Source organism: Flavitalea sp., from assembly GCF_035489435.1.
In the GTDB taxonomy this organism is placed as follows: domain Bacteria; phylum Bacteroidota; class Bacteroidia; order Chitinophagales; family Chitinophagaceae; genus DATHKG01.
In genome coordinates this window covers 38,515-56,099 of sequence record NZ_DATHKG010000057.1, presented here as the reverse complement: position 1 = coordinate 56,099, position 17,585 = coordinate 38,515, and the positions used below count along the sequence as shown (strand labels likewise).

Genomic DNA, 17,585 nt, shown 5'->3' with positions numbered 1-17,585 from the left:
GTCAGGACCTTACATGGGATAGCAGGGAATGAAAAAATCCTTTTGTTTAATGGCGCGCTGTATCATCATACAAACTATGATGCCCTGAAAATTATCCTGGATATCATCAACCCTCAGTTGCTGGCACAAGGTTTAAACTACAAAATCCTGGTCTGTGGCAAGGGTTTACCCGATTTCTTTAATGGCCTGAAAGATTATTCAGATAAAAATATCATCTATACTGGTTTCGTGGATGATATTTCAATCTACTTTAAAGCAGCTGATGTATTTCTTAATCCGATTATCAGCGGCGGGGGTGTTAAAACAAAAGCCATTGAGGCAATTGCCATGGATTGTACCGTGATTTCCACTGAAATTGGTGCACTGGGTTTGATTCGTGAAGTATGCGGCAATAAATTACAAATAGTTCCCGACGAGGATTGGCCAAATTTCAGCCGGCTTGTTATAGCAGCGCTCAGCAATACACTCAACAATAATGACCATACACCCCAGGCTTTTTTTGATTACTATTATTGGGGAAGCATAGCAAAAAAAGTGGCACAAATAGTTGAACAATCGATGATCGTTGATGCATAATTTAACCAAGATAAAAATTTTCCGTTGCCTGTTATGGATCACTTACCCGGTGGCCGTTCTCTTTATATATCCATTTGTCTTTTTCAGAAAAAAACATACCAGCCATCTTTTCTTTTTCTTTGACCGCTATGCTATCGGCGGCGCACAGCGGATTCACCTCGACATCCTTAAAAGCGTCGAGGATGTTCCGAAGATGGTTTTTTTCACGCGTAAGTCACCTAATGATGGTTTGAAAGATGCGTTTTATTCTGTGCCAGCTACCAAAAACTTCGATATACATACCTGGTGCGATTACTTGCTATTCAGGCTTTTTTCAGTGCATTATTATTCGTTTTACCTGAATCTCCATAAACGTGTTCATGTACTGAGCTCGAACAGCACTTTTTTTTACGACATGCTGCCCTTCCTTGGAGAACATGTACATAAAACGGAATTGTTACATAATTTTTCCTATGGCAAAAATGGTATGGAATTTTTTGGTTTGGCGAATTACCGTCTTCTTGATTCAAGGATCGTCTATGATAGTTTTACCCTGGGCAATATCCGTAATCAGTATGCTGAGTATAAAGTGCCGGAAGCTTATAACGAAAAAATACTCTTTATCCAGCCCGGGGTGGTAGTGCCGAATGAGTTACCGGTTAAATCAAGTCCACCTTTACATATCCTTTATGCCGGCCGTGGCGGTCCTCAAAAAAGGGTATGGCTACTGAACAGGATTGCAAGAAAATTTATCAGCGAAGGTTCGCCAGTGAAATTCCATTTTGCAGGTCCCCTAAGCGGGGAGATTGATCAGGACATTTCTGCAGCAAGTCAAGTATATGGTGAAGTAAGAACAAAAGACGAAATGAACCGGCTTTACAGCTTAGCTCATATTATTATACTCACTTCAGCCTATGAAGGTTTTCCGATGGTGATAAAAGAAGGAATGGCTTACGGATGCGTGCCCTTGGTAACTGCCCTTGAAGGGAATAAAATGCATTTAAAAAACGGATACAACTCGATTCTGATTGATGAATTTGAAAATGAAGAAGCCGTGGTTAAGCAAGCTATCATACAGATTAACGGCCTGCTCGCCGATGAGGCGAGATTGAAACAATTGTCGAAGACGGCATATGAATATGCAGCTAAGCATTTTGACAGGCAGCAGTTTCTTATGGCTTACCGGGAGTTTTTAATGCATACGCCGATACAGAAGTGAAGGATGCTTTATGATGCAACAGTTTTTGGTCGCTTCTTCGCTCCGTTGGGATCGGGATTGTGCCTTTTTGCGGCTGTGTCCCGTGGTTAATACCTTTGCTCATGCTGGGAGTGGTTCTTGTCTCCGATCGGCTTTTTTGCCCTGATCAGCTTTGTTAGGGTTTCTTCAAGTGCTAATTGCAGTATCGCCCTGATCGGCTTCAGTAACTCCGACCACGGTACGAAGGCCGCGCAAAGGCACAATCCCGCTCCCAACTCACTCATCCACTTTGAGAGATATGCGACCAGTCATTACAAATTTTAATTAACCTTTATAGCAGTGCTTTACTTCTTCTTTTAATGCTATACGTTACCGCTGCCCTTTTAACTTAATTTATTACCGCTAAATTTATTGCAATGCGTTAGTGCTTCCATTATTGCTATACGTTAGCTTTCCTACAATTATTATATGTTAGCACTTCCATCATTGCGCTTGGTTACTGCCCTGAGTTGTTCAAATTAGTTTCTAAAACTATTCGTTAATTTATTGTGGGTGTAACTTGCAAACATCAGTGTTTTAGAGGCAGGTCCAAACTTCAAAATGGAGTAATGGAATTTTTGTTGGAATTTGATCAGGTTTATTATGGCCACGGGAATTTTGCCAGTGTAACCAGCCTCTTTTATTTCATTCAGATCCCGGATTTTAAGATTGCGAATTAGTCGCCACCATGCATCGTAGACAAGCAGGTTCTTTAGTTGTTGAATGCCGGTTTTTTCAAGGATTCTGAAATGTTCCGGTATCTCCACTTCTCTTACTAAGGAACTGGACCTTGTAACCTGTTGCTCGTTAATGCCTATGTTAACAAGGGGCTTGTCAATATACACAGCAACACGGTTATCGAGATACCGCATATAAAAATCCATATCGACCAGCCATTTGAAGTTTTTATCGTAGAAATATTTCTGATCATTGCGGTGAATAACGACACTTGGAGGACCAATTATATTTTTGGATAAAAGGGTGACGGGATTTTGTTGCAATTGCTTTATGCGAAATAATGCTGGTTCGATCATCTCGTTTTTTCCATTGTTATTTCGCGAAATATGGATATGCATTGGAATGCCCGTTATTTCATCAGCAGTTGCTTCTTTAGTCAAATCAGGATTTTCCCCATCATTTAATTTCACATTATAGTAGGCTGTAAAGAAAAAATCGATATTGGGGTTTTGGTTGATAGCATCGACATAATCCTGCAGACTTGAATCGGAAGCCAGCCAATCATCATCATGAATCAATTTTATCCACTGCCCTTTTGCCTGCCTCATCGCCTCATTCCAGTTTTCGGGGGTGCCCAAGGCGGGGGTGTTTTTGAAGTAATGCAAATTTAGCCGGCTGCGATAGCCGGTAACAAGATTGCTTACAGACTCATCCGGGCTGTCATCCGTAATTATGACTTCAAAATCTGTAAATGTCTGGGCTAATAGAGAAGTCAACAACCGCTCGACATAGTCCCTATGCTTGTAGGCCGGAATACATATTGAAATAAAGGGATGAGGACTTCCAATTGACATACAGGGCAAGTTAACTAATATGTTAATGCTTACAGGCCTGGCTTACCGGGCTTGCCATTTTTTATTCTTCTACTGAGGGCATACCTTTGATGAAATTAAATACTATTGAGAGCTTTCGGACTGCAAATCATTAAACTGATTAGCCTGATAAGATACTACCAGCTAAAAAACGGTTTAAAAATATTTTTCGACTTTTTATTTTCCGGTGGGCCGGTAATCAAGATCAGCAGTTCTGTATTTAAAAATGATATCTGGTTAAGAAAAGATCAATCTGACCCCTATATTTTTGACCAGGTCTTTACCGAACAGCAATACGAATTTCCCCATAAGGATCCAAATGCAGTTGAATGGATCATTGACGCTGGTGCAAATATTGGTTTGGCTGCAATTTACTTCTCTCAAAAATTCCCTAAGGCCCGGATCTTATCCATCGAACCGGATCTCAATAATTTCCAGTTGTTAAAGAAAAACACAGTGGGCTACCCCAACGTGGTTCATATACATGGAGCTTTGTGGCACAATACTGAAAAACTAAAAATTTTCAATACTGATGAAAAAAGTGCTGGTTATGTTATGGGACCGGCAGGGGAAGTCAATGATGGTTATGTTCAGGCCCATACTGTTGCAGGTTTGATTTCACAGTACCAGATTCAACGCCTTTCCATACTTAAGATAGACATCGAAGGCTCCGAAAAGGAGGTATTTGAATTTGGAAGTGAGGCATGGCTGCCGGTAACCGATTGTATCATTACTGAATTGCATGATAACCTGAAACCCGGCACCTCACAAGTCTTTTTCAGGGAGATGGGAAAATATAATTGGGTCACTTTTTTAAAAGGCGAAAACATTATCTGTTTCAAACCCTAAGGTTTGCCCGGAAGGTTCCTGGATAATATTAAAATTATATCTCGAAGTGCCAGCAGGCATCTGATAAAAAGTTAAAAGCATGGAAGGGCATCCTATATTCCTAAAAAGTAGACCCTAAGTATACTCGCTTAACGCTTTCTAAGATAACCTGTAGGATTAAACGTCATCATGAATTTCTCACGAGACTTGTCTATCACGAATTCGTTGTTATGTTTAAGGAATCTTTCGATCGATTCGTAAGGTCCGGGCCCATGGTGCTTGTGAACAGGATGTCCATGTACGTTTGAGTCTTCTACGATCATATAACTGCCCTGGGTTACGAACTCATGGTAGATTTTCATCTCCTGGTACACATGACTGTCGGAATGGTCCGAATCAAGAATCACCAATACTTTTTCGCCGGGCTTTATTGAATCACGGACTTTTTTCACTACAGCATCATCAATGGTGGAACCCAAAAGATATTCAACCCTTGGATGCTGGGGTCGATTATCATAAGCTTCAATATCTATTGTCAGGATCCTTCCATTACCGATGATGTCCAGGAGGGCAGCCATAAAAGAAGCGCTCCCACCCCTGTTTGTACCGCATTCAATAATCAGATCAGGTTTGAGCTCATGAAATATTTCCTGGTAAATCCACATATCGAGGGGGCATTTGAGTATTTTTGTGCCCATCCAATATGTATTATCCCAGGTTTGAGAATTATTATGATAATAAAGTTTATGGAACGCGTTAATGATCCACTTGCCCAATGCTGATCCCGGATTGCTTAAATTCATATACCTTTTTGATAATTGTCTTAATTCATACTTACTTGTTCGATATACCGTTACACGATATTTATAAAAGTAATGTAAACTTGTGAAATGCTTAAAAAATTAGAATCACTATTCAGAGTATACTTTCCAAAACGAATGAAAGATCGCCACGAGTATATGGCGTATTTTAAAGGTCTTAAAGGTCTGGAGGTGGGTGGACCAAGCCGGGTACTTTCTTCAAAAGGATTCTTGCCAATTTACAATGTCATCAGCAGCCTGGATGGATGTAATTTTAGCACAAATACAGTTTGGGAAGGAAGTATATCAGAAGGTCAGACATTCAGATATGATAAAAATAAAGTAGGCAGACAGTTCATTGCGGAAGCCACTGACCTGTCTGTGATCGGTTCTGAAACTTATGATTTTGTACTTTCCTGTCACAGCCTTGAACATATTGCTAATCCTATCAAAGCGATTTTGGAATGGAAAAGGGTTACCAGGAATGGTGGTTACATATTATTTGTATTACCTCACAAGGATAGAACTTTTGACAGGAAAAGACCGTTGACTACTCTTGAACATATGATAGATGATTACGAGCAGGGCAAAGGTGAAGAAGACAATACTCATTTCGAAGATGCGATTAATCTGCATGATGTTTCTATGGATCCCGGACTAAAAGACCCCGGGCTTCTTGCTGAAAGAACCGCTAACAATTTCGAGAACAGATGCGTTCATCACCATATTTTTAATACGCCCCTGCTACTGAAGCTTGTTGATTATAACGGTTTGAAAATATTGAAAGCATCACTTTTTACACCCTTCAACATCATCGTATTAGCCCAAAAATTAAAAGACGGTAATATAGATAACAGCGCTTTTCTTGATCGGGAAAATCCATTATTTAACAACAGCCGGTTTCCCTCCGACAGGTTATGATTGCAACTCAAATAGCAGCGGTGGTTGTGATGTATCATCCGGAAATCAGTTTTCTGAAGAACATTGCGACATATGCGGACCAGGTAACGCGCCTTTTTATTATTGACAATTCTGAATTTCCGGATGAAGATTTTTACAAATCATTCAGATCAGATCCAAAGGTTGTTATTATCTCAGACAAGATTAATCATGGAATTGCGAAAGCACTGAATATTGCCGGTGAAAAAGCAAAACAAGAAGGATTTGACTGGTTATTAACCATGGATCAGGATTCATCATTCGACCCAGGTGTTTTATCTGCTTATTTCCAGGCTGCGGATGCTTATCCTGCGAAAGAAGCCGTCGCGGTCTTTGGTCTTCCTTATGACAAAGAGTTTCTTTCCTCCCGCCCTGCCGATGAATTCTATGTTGAAGTGAATTCCCTGATTACCTCCGGATGTTTATTAAACCTGCAGTTATTTGAAAAACTGGAAGGCTTCAATGAAAAACTGTTTATCGATGAGGTAGACCATGACTACTGTTACAGGGCGATTTTATCAGGTTATAAAGTGGTGGTTATAAAAGCAGGCCTGATGCGACATACACTTGGGCGATCACTTGAATTGACAAATAAGAGAAATTTAAGTTCGGGCCTAAAGACTCTTCACAACCCTATCCGAATATATTATATTGTAAGAAACGGGTTGTATGTATCGGGCAAATTCAAAAATGAGTTCCCGAAAGAGTCGGCTAAAAGACGGAAAATAATTTATGTTACAGTTAAGAACAATCTGCTCTATGGCGATCAAAAACTGGCTGTATTAAAATATGCTATCCTGGGACTATGGCACAACGTAATAAAACGATACGGTAGGTTTTAACAGCAGTAATATAGTGGTGAGTTGTGAGTGGCATCAAGAGAATTATGAATTATGAGTTATGAGTTATGAAACCCGGATGCCCAAGGCTATACAACCCGATAGGGTTTGAATTCGCATAACCCGGGGTTAAAACCCGGGTTATGCGTGGTGATTAATTAAAAGTTTTTGATAACTCCATGATTTCGCAATCGGTCAGGCCCCTGTTATAAACCCTGACTTCATCAATTTTTCCGTCGATAGATGTAATATCGCCTTTCCACCATCCGCCGATGATGAACTGGGCGGTGGTACACTTTTTAAGCGTTTTGAAGTCCCGGTTAATGGTTGCTTTTAGAGTCCCGTCAACATAAATCCTTTGAACTCCATTTACAAAACTTGTGATAAGGTGGTACCACTGACCGGCAACCAGTGACTGAGATGAAGTACAATAAATTGAAGGATCATAGATATGCGCTTTTGAACAGGCATCAGCAGCATTTCCGACCGCGAATTCCCACTTATTGATTCCATCCAGGCTTTGTCCTACACCCCAGGCGAGTGAAGTTGTATTCTCAAAATTTACACGCGAAACAATTGAATGCCTGCGATCAACCGACCTCGCCATAACGAACAAAGAGATGGTGACACTGTCTGTAGTTAATTTACCATTGTCCTGCACCATGATATAATCATTTACCCCATCAAATCCTGCGGCGGTATTTGGACGTCCAAGGAACCCGGTAGTAAGAAAAGCGCCATTTACAGCTGTTCCGTGAAGGCTGTTTCCGCTTTCATCATTGAGGTTACCATTGAAAGGATAATAAGCAAGTAATCCCCTGGTTAAATCAGTTAAACAGGTAGGTTTAGTTGGAGGTATCGAATCTTTGCATTCTTCCTTGTCACAGGTAGGACATTCCTTCTGGCAGGAAGCGAAGGAAATTAATAAAAACAAGGCTGCAGGAAATCGCATAAAAAAATAGGTTAAGGTTTGGGAATTTAATGCGGGTAAAAGTAATTTTTTTCAAGTGTATTCAATATAAATCCAAACCGTTTCCAAAATTTTAATTTGATATTTCCCAGATTTGGAACCAAATGCTAACTAACAGGATTAGGGTAAAAGGTGCTATTAGGCAATTTGCAATATTTTTTCTTAGACATCAGGTTACAATTATTTCACGATAGCATCCAGGAAAGAGGCAAGTCCCACGCGTTTCTGATCAGTCAGCATATAACTGATATTATGGTTATAATATTTCAAAAGATCATAGTAATCATAAACCTGTTCAGCAACGACCTCATCAATTTTTGTTAATCCAAACCTGTTGGCTTCATTAAATGCGACAACAAAGCCGGGATCGAGTTTTTTTGCGCTTACCCAGGCAGCAAAAACAAAGGGAAGACCGGTATGATCTTTCCATGCAGCACCCAGGTCATAGATATATTTATTTTTATGTCTCTGTTCCAGTGCCCGGTCACCAATAACCAGGCCAGCAGTATTACCCTTAATCAGCGGACGATAATCGTTTTGGGTAGGCACGATAGCAGGATTGAGTTTCCAGTATTCCTTCAATAAAAGTTTTGCAAGTGCTACCGAGGTCCGGCTTTGATAGTCCATCAGCACTGTATCTGCTTCTTCAAGCGGAACATCACTGAATATACAAACCGAAGCAACTTCTCCTTCTGTCCCTATACAATAATCAGTATTAATATAAAATTCTTTCAAAGCAGGAATCACCGCCACCGGCACAAGTCCCAGATCTATTTCACCACTGATAAGCTGTTGAGCCAGCATTGCCGGGTAGTTGCCTGTAAATATGATATCATTCATCACCGGTGAATTTTCAATACCATAAACAAGGGGCCGGGTATTGAGATAATTCACGATTCCAACTTTTATCTTCTCCAATTCATCTAATTTTGCCCGCAAAGTTACGCACTGATAACTTGTATTCAATTATAATTCATGGAACTTAACGCACTCACAGCCATCTCACCTATTGATGGCAGATATCGTAAACAACTGCATCACCTGGATGAATATTTTTCCGAGTTCGCGCTCATGAAATACCGGGTATTGGTTGAAGTCGAGTACTTTCTTTTTTTATCATCAAAAAAGTTCTTTCCGTTGCCCGCTGCTGTTAAAACTGCTATCCGTGCGATCGCCGATGACTTCAGCCTGGAAGATGCACAGAAAATAAAGGATACAGAAGCCATAACCAATCACGATGTAAAAGCTGTCGAATATTTTCTTAAGGAAAAACTGGAAGAGCTCAAGGCCGGCGCATCAAAAGAATGGGTGCATTTCGGGCTTACATCGCAGGACATAAATAACACGGCTATTCCTTTGTCATGGAAACATGCAGTGGAATTTGAATACCTGCCATTTCTTTTAAATCTTAACCGGCAAATTGAACTGCTCGCACGAGGCTGGAAAGATATTTCTATGCTGGCGAGAACACATGGACAAGCCGCGAGTCCTACCAAACTTGGAAAGGAACTGATGGTATTTGTTGAAAGACTCGCAAACCAGGTAGAACTTTTCATACAGATTCCTGTGTCGGCAAAGTTTGGCGGCGCTACCGGAAATTTTAATGCACATGCTGTAGCATTTCCGGCGAAAGATTGGGTTAAACTCGGAAACGAGTTTGTCACTGAAACGCTGGCATTGGAAAGGCAACAATTCACAACCCAGATTGAACATTACGATAACCTGGCTGCATCATTTGATGCGATGAAAAGGATCAATACCATTCTTATTGATTTGTGCCGTGATCTTTGGACCTATATCTCGATGGACTATTTCAAACAAAAAACAAAAAAAGGAGAAGTGGGTTCATCTGCCATGCCACACAAGGTGAATCCCATTGACTTTGAAAACGCTGAAGGAAACCTGGGCATTGCGAATGCGTTGCTCGAGCACCTTTCTGCAAAACTCCCTGTTAGCCGCCTTCAAAGGGATCTTACAGATTCAACCGTGTTACGCAATATCGGTGTTCCATTTGCACACACTATACTTGCCTTTAAATCGATCGAAAAAGGATTAGGAAAACTGGTGTTAAATGAAGAAAAGATCTATGCTGATCTCGAAAATACCTGGGCAGTAGTGGCAGAAGCAATTCAAACGGTCTTAAGAAGAGAAAATTACCCGGCTCCCTACGAAGCCCTGAAAGACTTAACCCGCGGTAAAGGCGGCATCAATAAACAATCACTACATAAATTCATTGATGGCCTGTCAATTTCTTCAGCAGTCAAAAAAGAGCTGAAAAAAATCTCACCACACAACTACACAGGCGTAAACCCGATGTAAAGAGAGATATGAATTATGAGTTATGAATTATGAAACCTTAATACAGTTACTTCGTAACTCATCACTCACTCATAACTCATCACTCACTCATAACTCATCACTCATAATTCATAACTGGTAACACCAGACTATTCTCGTCCCATGTTTGCTATTTCTAACGAAGCCTGCTTTCTCAAGCACGCGTATGGATGGGCTGTTGTCTACCTCGGTTTCCGCTTTCATTGATTTGATACCGGGATAATTTCGGGCCCAGGAGACCATGCCTGATACGGCCTCGGTCATATATCCCTGGCCACGCGATAATGGAAATGTGCCATAGCCAATTTCTATTTCACCGCGTTCATCGGGGATACCCTTGAAACCTAGTTCAGCCACCAGGCGATTGTGCGTTTTATCGATCACAATCCAGAGTGTATAGAAATAATAGTCCTTTTCAGTGGCCTCGCGCATAGCCGGCACAGTTATCTGGTCGATCATTTCCCGGAGATCCTGAGAAAGCACCCGGTCGCCTGTTTTAAGTCCCAATTCCTCTTCCAGGCGATTATTTGCAGCAATATAAAGGTGCAACTGGCGATTGTCGAGCGCAGCAATCAGTAAACGATCTGTTTCAACCACGGCCCGGTTTAAGATTTCAAAAATGCAAAGTTCCTTTCCATCCTGTTGAAAGTTTTCCAGCCGGGTAAATCCCGATTTGCTCAAAACACTCATAGAACCATAGTTGGACTTCTCGGTTACCGCTGTAAGTTTTGAAACAAGCATTTTTCGAAAAGCATACTGAACCCCGGTATGGGTAAGTTCGGTGGCATATCCTTTTCCCCAGTCATCTCTCAACAAAGCATATCCCACCTGCCAGTAACTGGTATTTTCAAGAGGAATAATAGCAAAAGTTCCCACAAACCGATCCCCGTTTTTTTCATGTACCGCCCATCGCCCGGTCATGGGATTTTTCGCATAGGCATCGATGTTCTGAAGCAGAAAATGGCGGGACTCATCCCTGTCCTTAACTTTCCTGATATACAGCATCACATCCTGATCGCTGTTCAAACGAAAAAAATTGTCTTCGTCCGCTTCAGTAAACCGCCTGACGTAAAGACGACTAGTGCTAAAGATTATGTCAGGTAAGTTCAACAGAGTTATGAATTATGAGTTATGAATTATGAAAGTAGTTATGAAATGAGTTATGAAATAAAGGTTTCATAATTCATAACTCATAATTCATAATTCTCTTTATGTATTTCGCTGGTAAAATGAAATTCGATATTCGGGTTGTTGTTTCTTTCGGTATTCAGGAACCATTCACTTTGGGCCAGGTAAACCTGGTGACCATCTTTATCGGTTGCGATGTTTCCTGATTTGAATTTTGTGAACTCTTCTACCTTTTTGGGATCCTTTGAAGTAATCCAGCAGGCTTTGTAGAATGGGACAGAATTGAATTGTACCGAAGCCCCGTATTCCTGTAAGAGGCGGTATTGGATAACTTCGAACTGAAGTTCACCAACGCACCCGATAATCTTTTTGTTACCACCGAACTGGGTGAATAACTGGGCCACACCTTCGTCAGTTAGCTGTAAAAGTCCCTTCTCCAACTGCTTGGTTTTCATAGGATCTTTGTTGATTACCTCTTTAAAAATTTCAGGTGAGAAGGAAGGAATTCCAGTAAAATAAAAATCTTCGCCTTCGGTCAGCGTATCACCGATTTTAAAGCTCCCGGTATCAAACAGTCCTACCACGTCACCGGGGTATGCTTCTTCGATAATGTCTTTGTCACGGGCCATAAATGAGTAGGGGTTACTAAATCTAACGTCTTTATCCAGGCGAACATGATGAAAGTATTTGTTACGTTCAAATTTTCCGGAGCAAACACGCATAAACGCGATCCGGTCACGATGCTTCGGATCAAGATTCGCGTGAATTTTAAAGATGAACCCCGACATTTTTTCTTCTACCGGGCAAACTTCCCGTGCAGAAGTGGGGCGGCAACGCGGAACCGGCGCAATACGAATAAAAGTGTCCAGCATTTCTTTAACCCCGAAGTTATTTACAGCAGATCCAAAAAACACCGGGGCAACCTTACCTTCCAGGTAGTTCTGAACATTCAGATCACCATGAACTGCATCAACAAGCTCCACATCCTCACGAAGCGCGGCGGCATCCCTTTCACCTAATTTCGCATCAAGAGTTGATTCTGATAAGTCACTGATATTCACCACATCTTCATCGGATGCCTTAGTATTTGCTGTAAATAGAACCAGGTTTTTATCATGAAGGTTATACACTCCTTTAAACTCCTTTCCGCTATTGATTGGCCAGGTCATCGGATGAAGTTGAAGATTCAATTCCTTTTCAATTTCCTCCAGCAGATCGAAACGGTTTTTGCCATCACGGTCCATCTTGTTTATAAAAACGATTACCGGTGTGTCGCGCATCCGGCAAACTTCCATCAATCTCCGGGTCTGCGCTTCTACCCCATTTACGCTGTCAATTACCAGAATTACACTATCCACCGCCGTTAGTGTCCGGTAAGTATCTTCCGCGAAATCCTTGTGACCGGGTGTATCCAACAAGTTGATCAATATGCCGCGGTATTCAAAACTCATTACTGAAGTTGCAACCGAGATACCCCTTTGTCTTTCAATTTCCATGAAATCACTGGTGGCGTGTTTCTTAATCTTATTGCTTTTTACAGCGCCTGCCACCTGGATAGCACCTCCAAAAAGAAGGAATTTTTCCGTGAGCGTAGTTTTACCGGCATCGGGGTGAGAGATGATAGCAAACGTGCGGCGCTTATTGATTTCGTTGATATATTTCATCCGTTAATATTAATTTTTTTTGCCGGATGCCTTAAAGGCAAGGCAGGTGGTGGAACGCCCGGTTGAACATTTCGTTAGCGTTACAATTAAATGGCGTTTCATAATTAAAAATAGCGGCTAAGCCTTTGATAATCTTCAGCACTGGCCGTTTTCAGCGCGCAAAGGTAGCATTTCTTTTTTCGGTTTTGTGAGCGAAATATTCGTAAATTTCAGCATACCTATAGCTTATGATTTTTCCTTTTGTGTCACCCCCGAAAAAAACGCTGGAGGCTTCCGATCATCAGTTGCATGATCATCCCAGCAATTACCGGGCGGCTAAAGAGGTATACCTGCACAGGAAAAGCAATCGCCAGACAGTTAAAAGTATTTCCCTGATTATTATAGGTATTTTGCTCGCAGGGTTTGGACTCAAAAGTTTCCTGCTTCCAAGTAAGTTTATTGACGGCGGTGCTACCGGGATTTCACTGTTATTAAGCGGCGTAACACCATATCCCCTGCCTGTTTATATCGTAATTGTAAACCTGCCATTTATCCTGCTGGGCTATAAACAGATTGGAAAAACATTTGCGATCAAAACCATCTGTGCAATTTTCGGGCTGGCAGTTTGTCTTGCCCTGGTCGAGTATCCAACAGTTACAACAGACAAATTACTGGTAGCCGTGTTTGGCGGTTTTTTCCTGGGAGCAGGTATAGGGCTGGCTGTAAGGGGCGGTTGCGTACTTGACGGATCTGAAGTACTGGCAATTTACCTGAGCCGGAAATCGGGTTCGACCATCGGTGATATAATCCTCGTTATTAATATTGTGATTTTTGCCTCGGCGGCTTATTACCTGGGTTTGAATAACGCTATGTATTCTATGCTCACTTATATGTCAGCTTCCAAAACGGTGGATTTTTTGATCGAAGGATTGGAAGAATACACCGGTGTAACCATCATCTCACCAAAAAACGAAGAAATTGCCAGGATGATCACTACAAAACTTGGGCGGGGTGTAACAGTTTATAACGGTTCAGGTGGTTACGGTAAACGTGGATATATCCGTAGTGATCAGCAGATACTGTTTACCGTTATCACAAGGCTTGAAATTTCGCGAATCAAAGCTGAAATTGAATTGATAGATTCTTTTGCTTTTGTAGTGATGCACAGCATTAAAGACACCAAAGGAGGCATGATTAAAAAACGCCCGTTAAAAGAATAATGATTCAGAATGGAACAATGATTGTCCGGGGAGAAAGATGATCCTCAGAAAAACTTTGCGGTCCAGGTCCTCACGAACTTTTCACCCGGGGCAAGTTTGTTTATTCCTTCTTTATGTTCGAGCAACTGGTCGGAATTAACCGGATCGGCAATACCGCACCAGGGTTCAATACAAACAAAGTCTCCTCCTTTTGCAGCCCATAATCCCATATACGGAAAGCCCGCGTAGCTGAACTCCAGCCCATGTGGCGTTTTTTCTGATTTCAGGCTCAGAACGGAAGATTTTAATGATTTAAAAACGATGGCATCACTCGCGAAAAGATTTTTAGAAAGCGGGAGCCGGTCATTTGCGGTTAACAAAGGCAAGGGTGACGAATCGATCAGTCCATCTTTCGTGATGGGCCAGCGGTTGGCAGTTTCGACTTTCTCAAACTGAAGATAATAGTCTTCATAAATTGTTCCGGGCGAAAGTGGAACCTTAAATGCAGGATGTGCGCCAATGGAAAAGTAAATCGGTTGTTTCGCCGGATTCTGCACCTCGTAGCTTACGGCGACAGTATTTTGAAGCAAAGCATATTTTATCCGTAGTCTGAACTCAAATGGATAAACTGCCATCGTCTCTTCATCGCCGGACAAACTGAAAACACATTCATCCTGTTGATGATCTTCCAGGCTGAAAATTCGCTCCCTTGCGAAACCATGTCGTGGTAATGAATAATCCTTGTTATTAAACCTGTATAAATTCTCCTTCAATGTTCCTATGATCGGAAACAATACCGGTGAGTATTTACCCCAGATGGCAGGGTCACCTTCCCACATATATTCCAACTGTGTTTCTTTATTAAATATGCTTGTAAGTTCTGCTCCTTTCGGGTTGATGGTAACCCTGAGATTTTCATTTTCAATCGTAATCATATACGGGAATTTCAACTGCAATATAATCGATAAAGGCTCCACCGTTCCTCACAAACTTGCCTCAAAACCTGCAAGTGTCTGAAAAGCTGATTATATTTGATTTATGCGTCGTTTTGTTGCAATCATCTGGTCCAGCCTGAAAATGGCTTTACAGGAATTCAGGTCAAATAAACTGAGGACCTTTCTTTCCTTATTTGGGGTCACAATAGGGATTTTTTGTATCATCAGCGTGCTTTCTACAGTGAACAGCCTTGAGATGAAAGTGCAGAGTGATCTGAAGGCACTCGGTAATAATACTATCTATATCGATAAATGGGTTTATGTCGGAGGCGATGATTATCCCTGGTGGAAGTATGTGAAGCGGCCCTATCCGAAATATGAGGAAATGCTCGCGTTGAAAGATAAAGTGCCGAGTGCGGCAAATATTGCTTTCGTCACAGATTTAAATTCAACCATTGAGTATGAGCAGTCTCAGCTGACCGGTGTAACATATTATGGATACTCAGAAGATTTTCCGAACATCCAGAAGGTTGAAATTATCCAGGGCCGCGCTTTATTGCAATCCGATTTTGATCAGAATGTCAATGCGATCGTTGTGGGTCATGAAGTAGCTGAAAAACTTTTTGGCAAAGCTGAAAGTGCCGTAGGCAAACAAGTTACTTTGAAAGGAGGAAGAGGCGCAACTATCGTGGGCCTGATAAAAAAGCAAGGTAAAAGTATGATCGGTGGCTGGGAATTTGACAACAGCATTCACATGGTTCGCGGTCAGCTAAAACAGTTAAACCCTGAAGAATGGTCGAATCCAAAAATAATGGTCCAGGCCAAACCCGGTGTTTCCACTGCGATGGTGATTGATGAATTGGAAGGAGCCATGCGCTCGCTGAGAAAACTTAAACCAACCCAGGAAGATGATTTTGCTTTGAATGATATGAATGCCTTCACTTCCTTTACCGACACTATATTTGGAAATATTAACAAGGGTGGCTGGTCAATAGCTGCCTTATCCCTGATCGTAGGTATGTTTGGTGTGGCGAATATCATGTTTGTGACAGTGCGGGAAAGAACCAGCCAGATTGGCCTCAAAAAAGCAATCGGAGCGAAACGTTCCACCATATTAACTGAATTTCTCCTTGAGTCCGCTTTCCTTTGTATACTCGGCGGTCTTATTGGTTTGATACTGGTTTTTATTCTTACCAAAATCGCAAGTTCCATGATCGGGTTCCCCTTGTTCATTTCTGCTGATATCATGCTACTGGCAATCGGGATCTGTATTTTGGTAGGAGTACTTGCGGGAATCATACCTGCCTCTATTGCGTCTAAGATGAACCCGGTGGTTGCGATTCGAAGCAATTAGTTATTTCAAATAATAAAAATAGTAATATCAAATATTACAAATAGTAATATCAACTATTACAAATAGTTATTATCAAATAATACAAATAGTTATTATCAAATAATAATTCCCGGCAAATAAATAAGATGATCATCCGCATAATTAACAACCCGACCATGTTGCCCTTAACATGTTGCCCTTAATATGATGTAACTTTGCAGCCGGGTAAAATGTAAACTGGTGAGTCAAAAATCTATCTCAATTCTTGCTATTGAATCATCTTGTGATGAAACAGCTGCAGCTATCTGTCGTGATGGAATTATTCTTTCAAACATCATAGCAAACCAAACTGTGCATGAAGCTTTTGGAGGTGTTGTTCCAGAACTTGCTTCGCGTGCCCATTTACAAAATATAGTTCCGGTTGTTGACACTGCAATTGAATCAGCTGGCATACCATTGAAGGATATCGATGCCATCGCGTTTACAAATGCACCAGGGCTTATCGGTTCTTTGCTGGTTGGCGCCCAGTTTGCCAAATCATTGGCAGTATCATTGGATAAACCATTGATCGCAGTGCATCATATGCAGGCCCATGTGCTTGCAAACCTGCTGGGTGATCCACCACCATCTTTTCCTTTTCTTTGCCTGACTGTCAGTGGCGGTCATACGCAGATTATTTTATGTACATCTCCCGACAACCTCATTGTGCTTGGTGAAACAAGGGATGATGCTGCCGGCGAAGCATTTGATAAATCAGCAAAGATTCTTGGTCTGCCTTATCCCGGTGGTCCGTTGATTGATAAATATGCCCGCGAAGGGAATCCAAATAAATACAAATTTCCCGAACCAAAGATTGATGGACTGGATTTCAGTTTCAGTGGATTAAAAACATCGATCTTATATTTTTTGCAGGACAATCTGAAACAGGACCAAAAATTTATTGAAAAAAACCTGGCTGATATCTGCGCGTCCATTCAACATCGCATCGTGACTATATTATTAAATAAGCTGGAAAAGGCTGCATTACAAACCGGCATAACGCAACTATGCATTGCAGGTGGTGTTTCGGCCAACAGTGGACTGCGGGCGGGTTTAACGGCCCTCGGCGAAAAACACAAATGGCAAACATTTATTCCTAAGTTTGAATATTGTACTGACAACGCCGCAATGATTGCCGTAACAGCGTACCACAAATATCTTGCAGGACAAACTAACCCGTTGAATGTGCAAGTCAGCGCCAGGGCCCAGTGGTGAGTGGCTTCAAGAAAATTATGAATTATGAGTTATGAATT

16 protein-coding genes are annotated in these 17,585 nt (G+C 41.4%); 9 read left to right on the top strand and 7 right to left on the bottom strand.

Annotated elements, in window-relative coordinates; translation table 11 throughout:
- A partial coding sequence (locus VK664_RS09090; RefSeq protein ID WP_461398328.1) for a glycosyltransferase family 4 protein occupies positions 1–576 on the top strand: 576 nt, incomplete at its 5' end.
- A complete protein-coding gene (locus tag VK664_RS09085; RefSeq protein ID WP_461398327.1) occupies positions 569–1,774 on the top strand; it encodes a glycosyltransferase family 4 protein in 1,206 nt (401 codons plus the stop codon). The genes VK664_RS09090 and VK664_RS09085, both read left to right, overlap by 8 nt.
- Before the next feature lie 497 nt (positions 1,775–2,271).
- On the opposite strand, the gene VK664_RS09080 is transcribed toward VK664_RS09085, so the two are convergent.
- The gene (locus VK664_RS09080; RefSeq protein WP_461398326.1) at positions 2,272–3,324 is read right to left on the bottom strand and encodes a glycosyltransferase family 2 protein; all 1,053 of its coding nucleotides are present in this window, start codon (positions 3,322–3,324) and stop codon (positions 2,272–2,274) included.
- 105 nt (positions 3,325–3,429) lie between these two features.
- On the opposite strand from VK664_RS09080, the gene VK664_RS09075 reads away from it, so the two are divergent.
- Positions 3,430–4,191, top strand: coding sequence for an FkbM family methyltransferase (locus VK664_RS09075; RefSeq protein WP_461398325.1), 762 nt, complete (start codon positions 3,430–3,432; stop codon positions 4,189–4,191).
- Between the two features lie 128 nt (positions 4,192–4,319).
- On the opposite strand, the gene VK664_RS09070 is transcribed toward VK664_RS09075, so the two are convergent.
- On the bottom strand, positions 4,320–4,973 hold the full coding sequence (locus VK664_RS09070) for a CmcI family methyltransferase (protein WP_461398324.1): 654 nt from the start codon (positions 4,971–4,973) through the stop codon (positions 4,320–4,322).
- 87 nt (positions 4,974–5,060) lie between these two features.
- On the opposite strand from VK664_RS09070, the gene VK664_RS09065 reads away from it, so the two are divergent.
- Both VK664_RS09065 and VK664_RS09060 read left to right on the top strand, forming a co-directional pair.
- Positions 5,061–5,891 (top strand): methyltransferase domain-containing protein, encoded by an 831-nt coding sequence (locus VK664_RS09065; protein WP_461398323.1) that lies wholly within the window; start codon positions 5,061–5,063, stop codon positions 5,889–5,891.
- Positions 5,888–6,751 (top strand): glycosyltransferase, encoded by an 864-nt coding sequence (locus tag VK664_RS09060; RefSeq protein WP_461398322.1) that lies wholly within the window; start codon positions 5,888–5,890, stop codon positions 6,749–6,751. The genes VK664_RS09065 and VK664_RS09060 overlap by 4 nt, the downstream gene beginning before the upstream one ends.
- A gap of 151 nt (positions 6,752–6,902) precedes the next feature.
- Here the strand turns inward: VK664_RS09060 and VK664_RS09055 are convergent, their stop codons facing one another.
- Together VK664_RS09055 and VK664_RS09050 are read right to left on the bottom strand one after the other, a co-directional pair.
- Positions 6,903–7,700 carry a LamG domain-containing protein gene (locus VK664_RS09055; RefSeq protein WP_461398321.1) on the bottom strand — a complete coding sequence of 266 codons (798 nt, stop codon included), beginning with the start codon at positions 7,698–7,700 and terminating at the stop codon, positions 6,903–6,905.
- 198 nt (positions 7,701–7,898) lie between these two features.
- Positions 7,899–8,636 carry a menaquinone biosynthetic enzyme MqnA/MqnD family protein gene (locus VK664_RS09050; protein ID WP_461398320.1) on the bottom strand — a complete coding sequence of 246 codons (738 nt, stop codon included), beginning with the start codon at positions 8,634–8,636 and terminating at the stop codon, positions 7,899–7,901.
- A 57-nt stretch (positions 8,637–8,693) separates the two neighbouring features.
- Between VK664_RS09050 and purB the strand changes: the two genes are divergently transcribed.
- Positions 8,694–10,037 (top strand): adenylosuccinate lyase, encoded by a 1,344-nt coding sequence (gene purB, locus VK664_RS09045; RefSeq protein WP_461398319.1) that lies wholly within the window; start codon positions 8,694–8,696, stop codon positions 10,035–10,037.
- Between the two features lie 108 nt (positions 10,038–10,145).
- On the opposite strand, the gene VK664_RS09040 is transcribed toward purB, so the two are convergent.
- Together VK664_RS09040 and VK664_RS09035 are read right to left on the bottom strand one after the other, a co-directional pair.
- Complete coding sequence (locus VK664_RS09040; protein WP_461398318.1) at positions 10,146–11,165, bottom strand: GNAT family N-acetyltransferase; 1,020 nt, start codon at positions 11,163–11,165, stop codon at positions 10,146–10,148.
- Between the two features lie 80 nt (positions 11,166–11,245).
- Positions 11,246–12,847: a peptide chain release factor 3 gene (locus VK664_RS09035; protein WP_461398317.1), complete on the bottom strand. Its 1,602-nt coding sequence runs from the start codon at positions 12,845–12,847 to the stop codon at positions 11,246–11,248.
- Between the two features lie 227 nt (positions 12,848–13,074).
- Here VK664_RS09035 and VK664_RS09030 point away from each other — a divergent pair, with 227 nt between their 5' ends.
- Positions 13,075–14,046, top strand: coding sequence for a YitT family protein (locus VK664_RS09030; RefSeq protein ID WP_461398316.1), 972 nt, complete (start codon positions 13,075–13,077; stop codon positions 14,044–14,046).
- Positions 14,047–14,090: 44 nt separating this feature from the next.
- Here VK664_RS09030 and VK664_RS09025 read toward each other — a convergent pair whose 3' ends face one another.
- Positions 14,091–14,960 (bottom strand): aldose 1-epimerase family protein, encoded by an 870-nt coding sequence (locus VK664_RS09025; protein ID WP_461398315.1) that lies wholly within the window; start codon positions 14,958–14,960, stop codon positions 14,091–14,093.
- Positions 14,961–15,063: 103 nt separating this feature from the next.
- On the opposite strand from VK664_RS09025, the gene VK664_RS09020 reads away from it, so the two are divergent.
- Both VK664_RS09020 and tsaD read left to right on the top strand, forming a co-directional pair.
- Positions 15,064–16,314: an ABC transporter permease gene (locus tag VK664_RS09020; RefSeq protein ID WP_461398314.1), complete on the top strand. Its 1,251-nt coding sequence runs from the start codon at positions 15,064–15,066 to the stop codon at positions 16,312–16,314.
- Between the two features lie 219 nt (positions 16,315–16,533).
- Complete coding sequence (tsaD, locus tag VK664_RS09015) at positions 16,534–17,547, top strand: tRNA (adenosine(37)-N6)-threonylcarbamoyltransferase complex transferase subunit TsaD (protein ID WP_461398313.1); 1,014 nt, start codon at positions 16,534–16,536, stop codon at positions 17,545–17,547.
- The last annotated feature ends 38 nt before the right edge of the window (positions 17,548–17,585 follow it).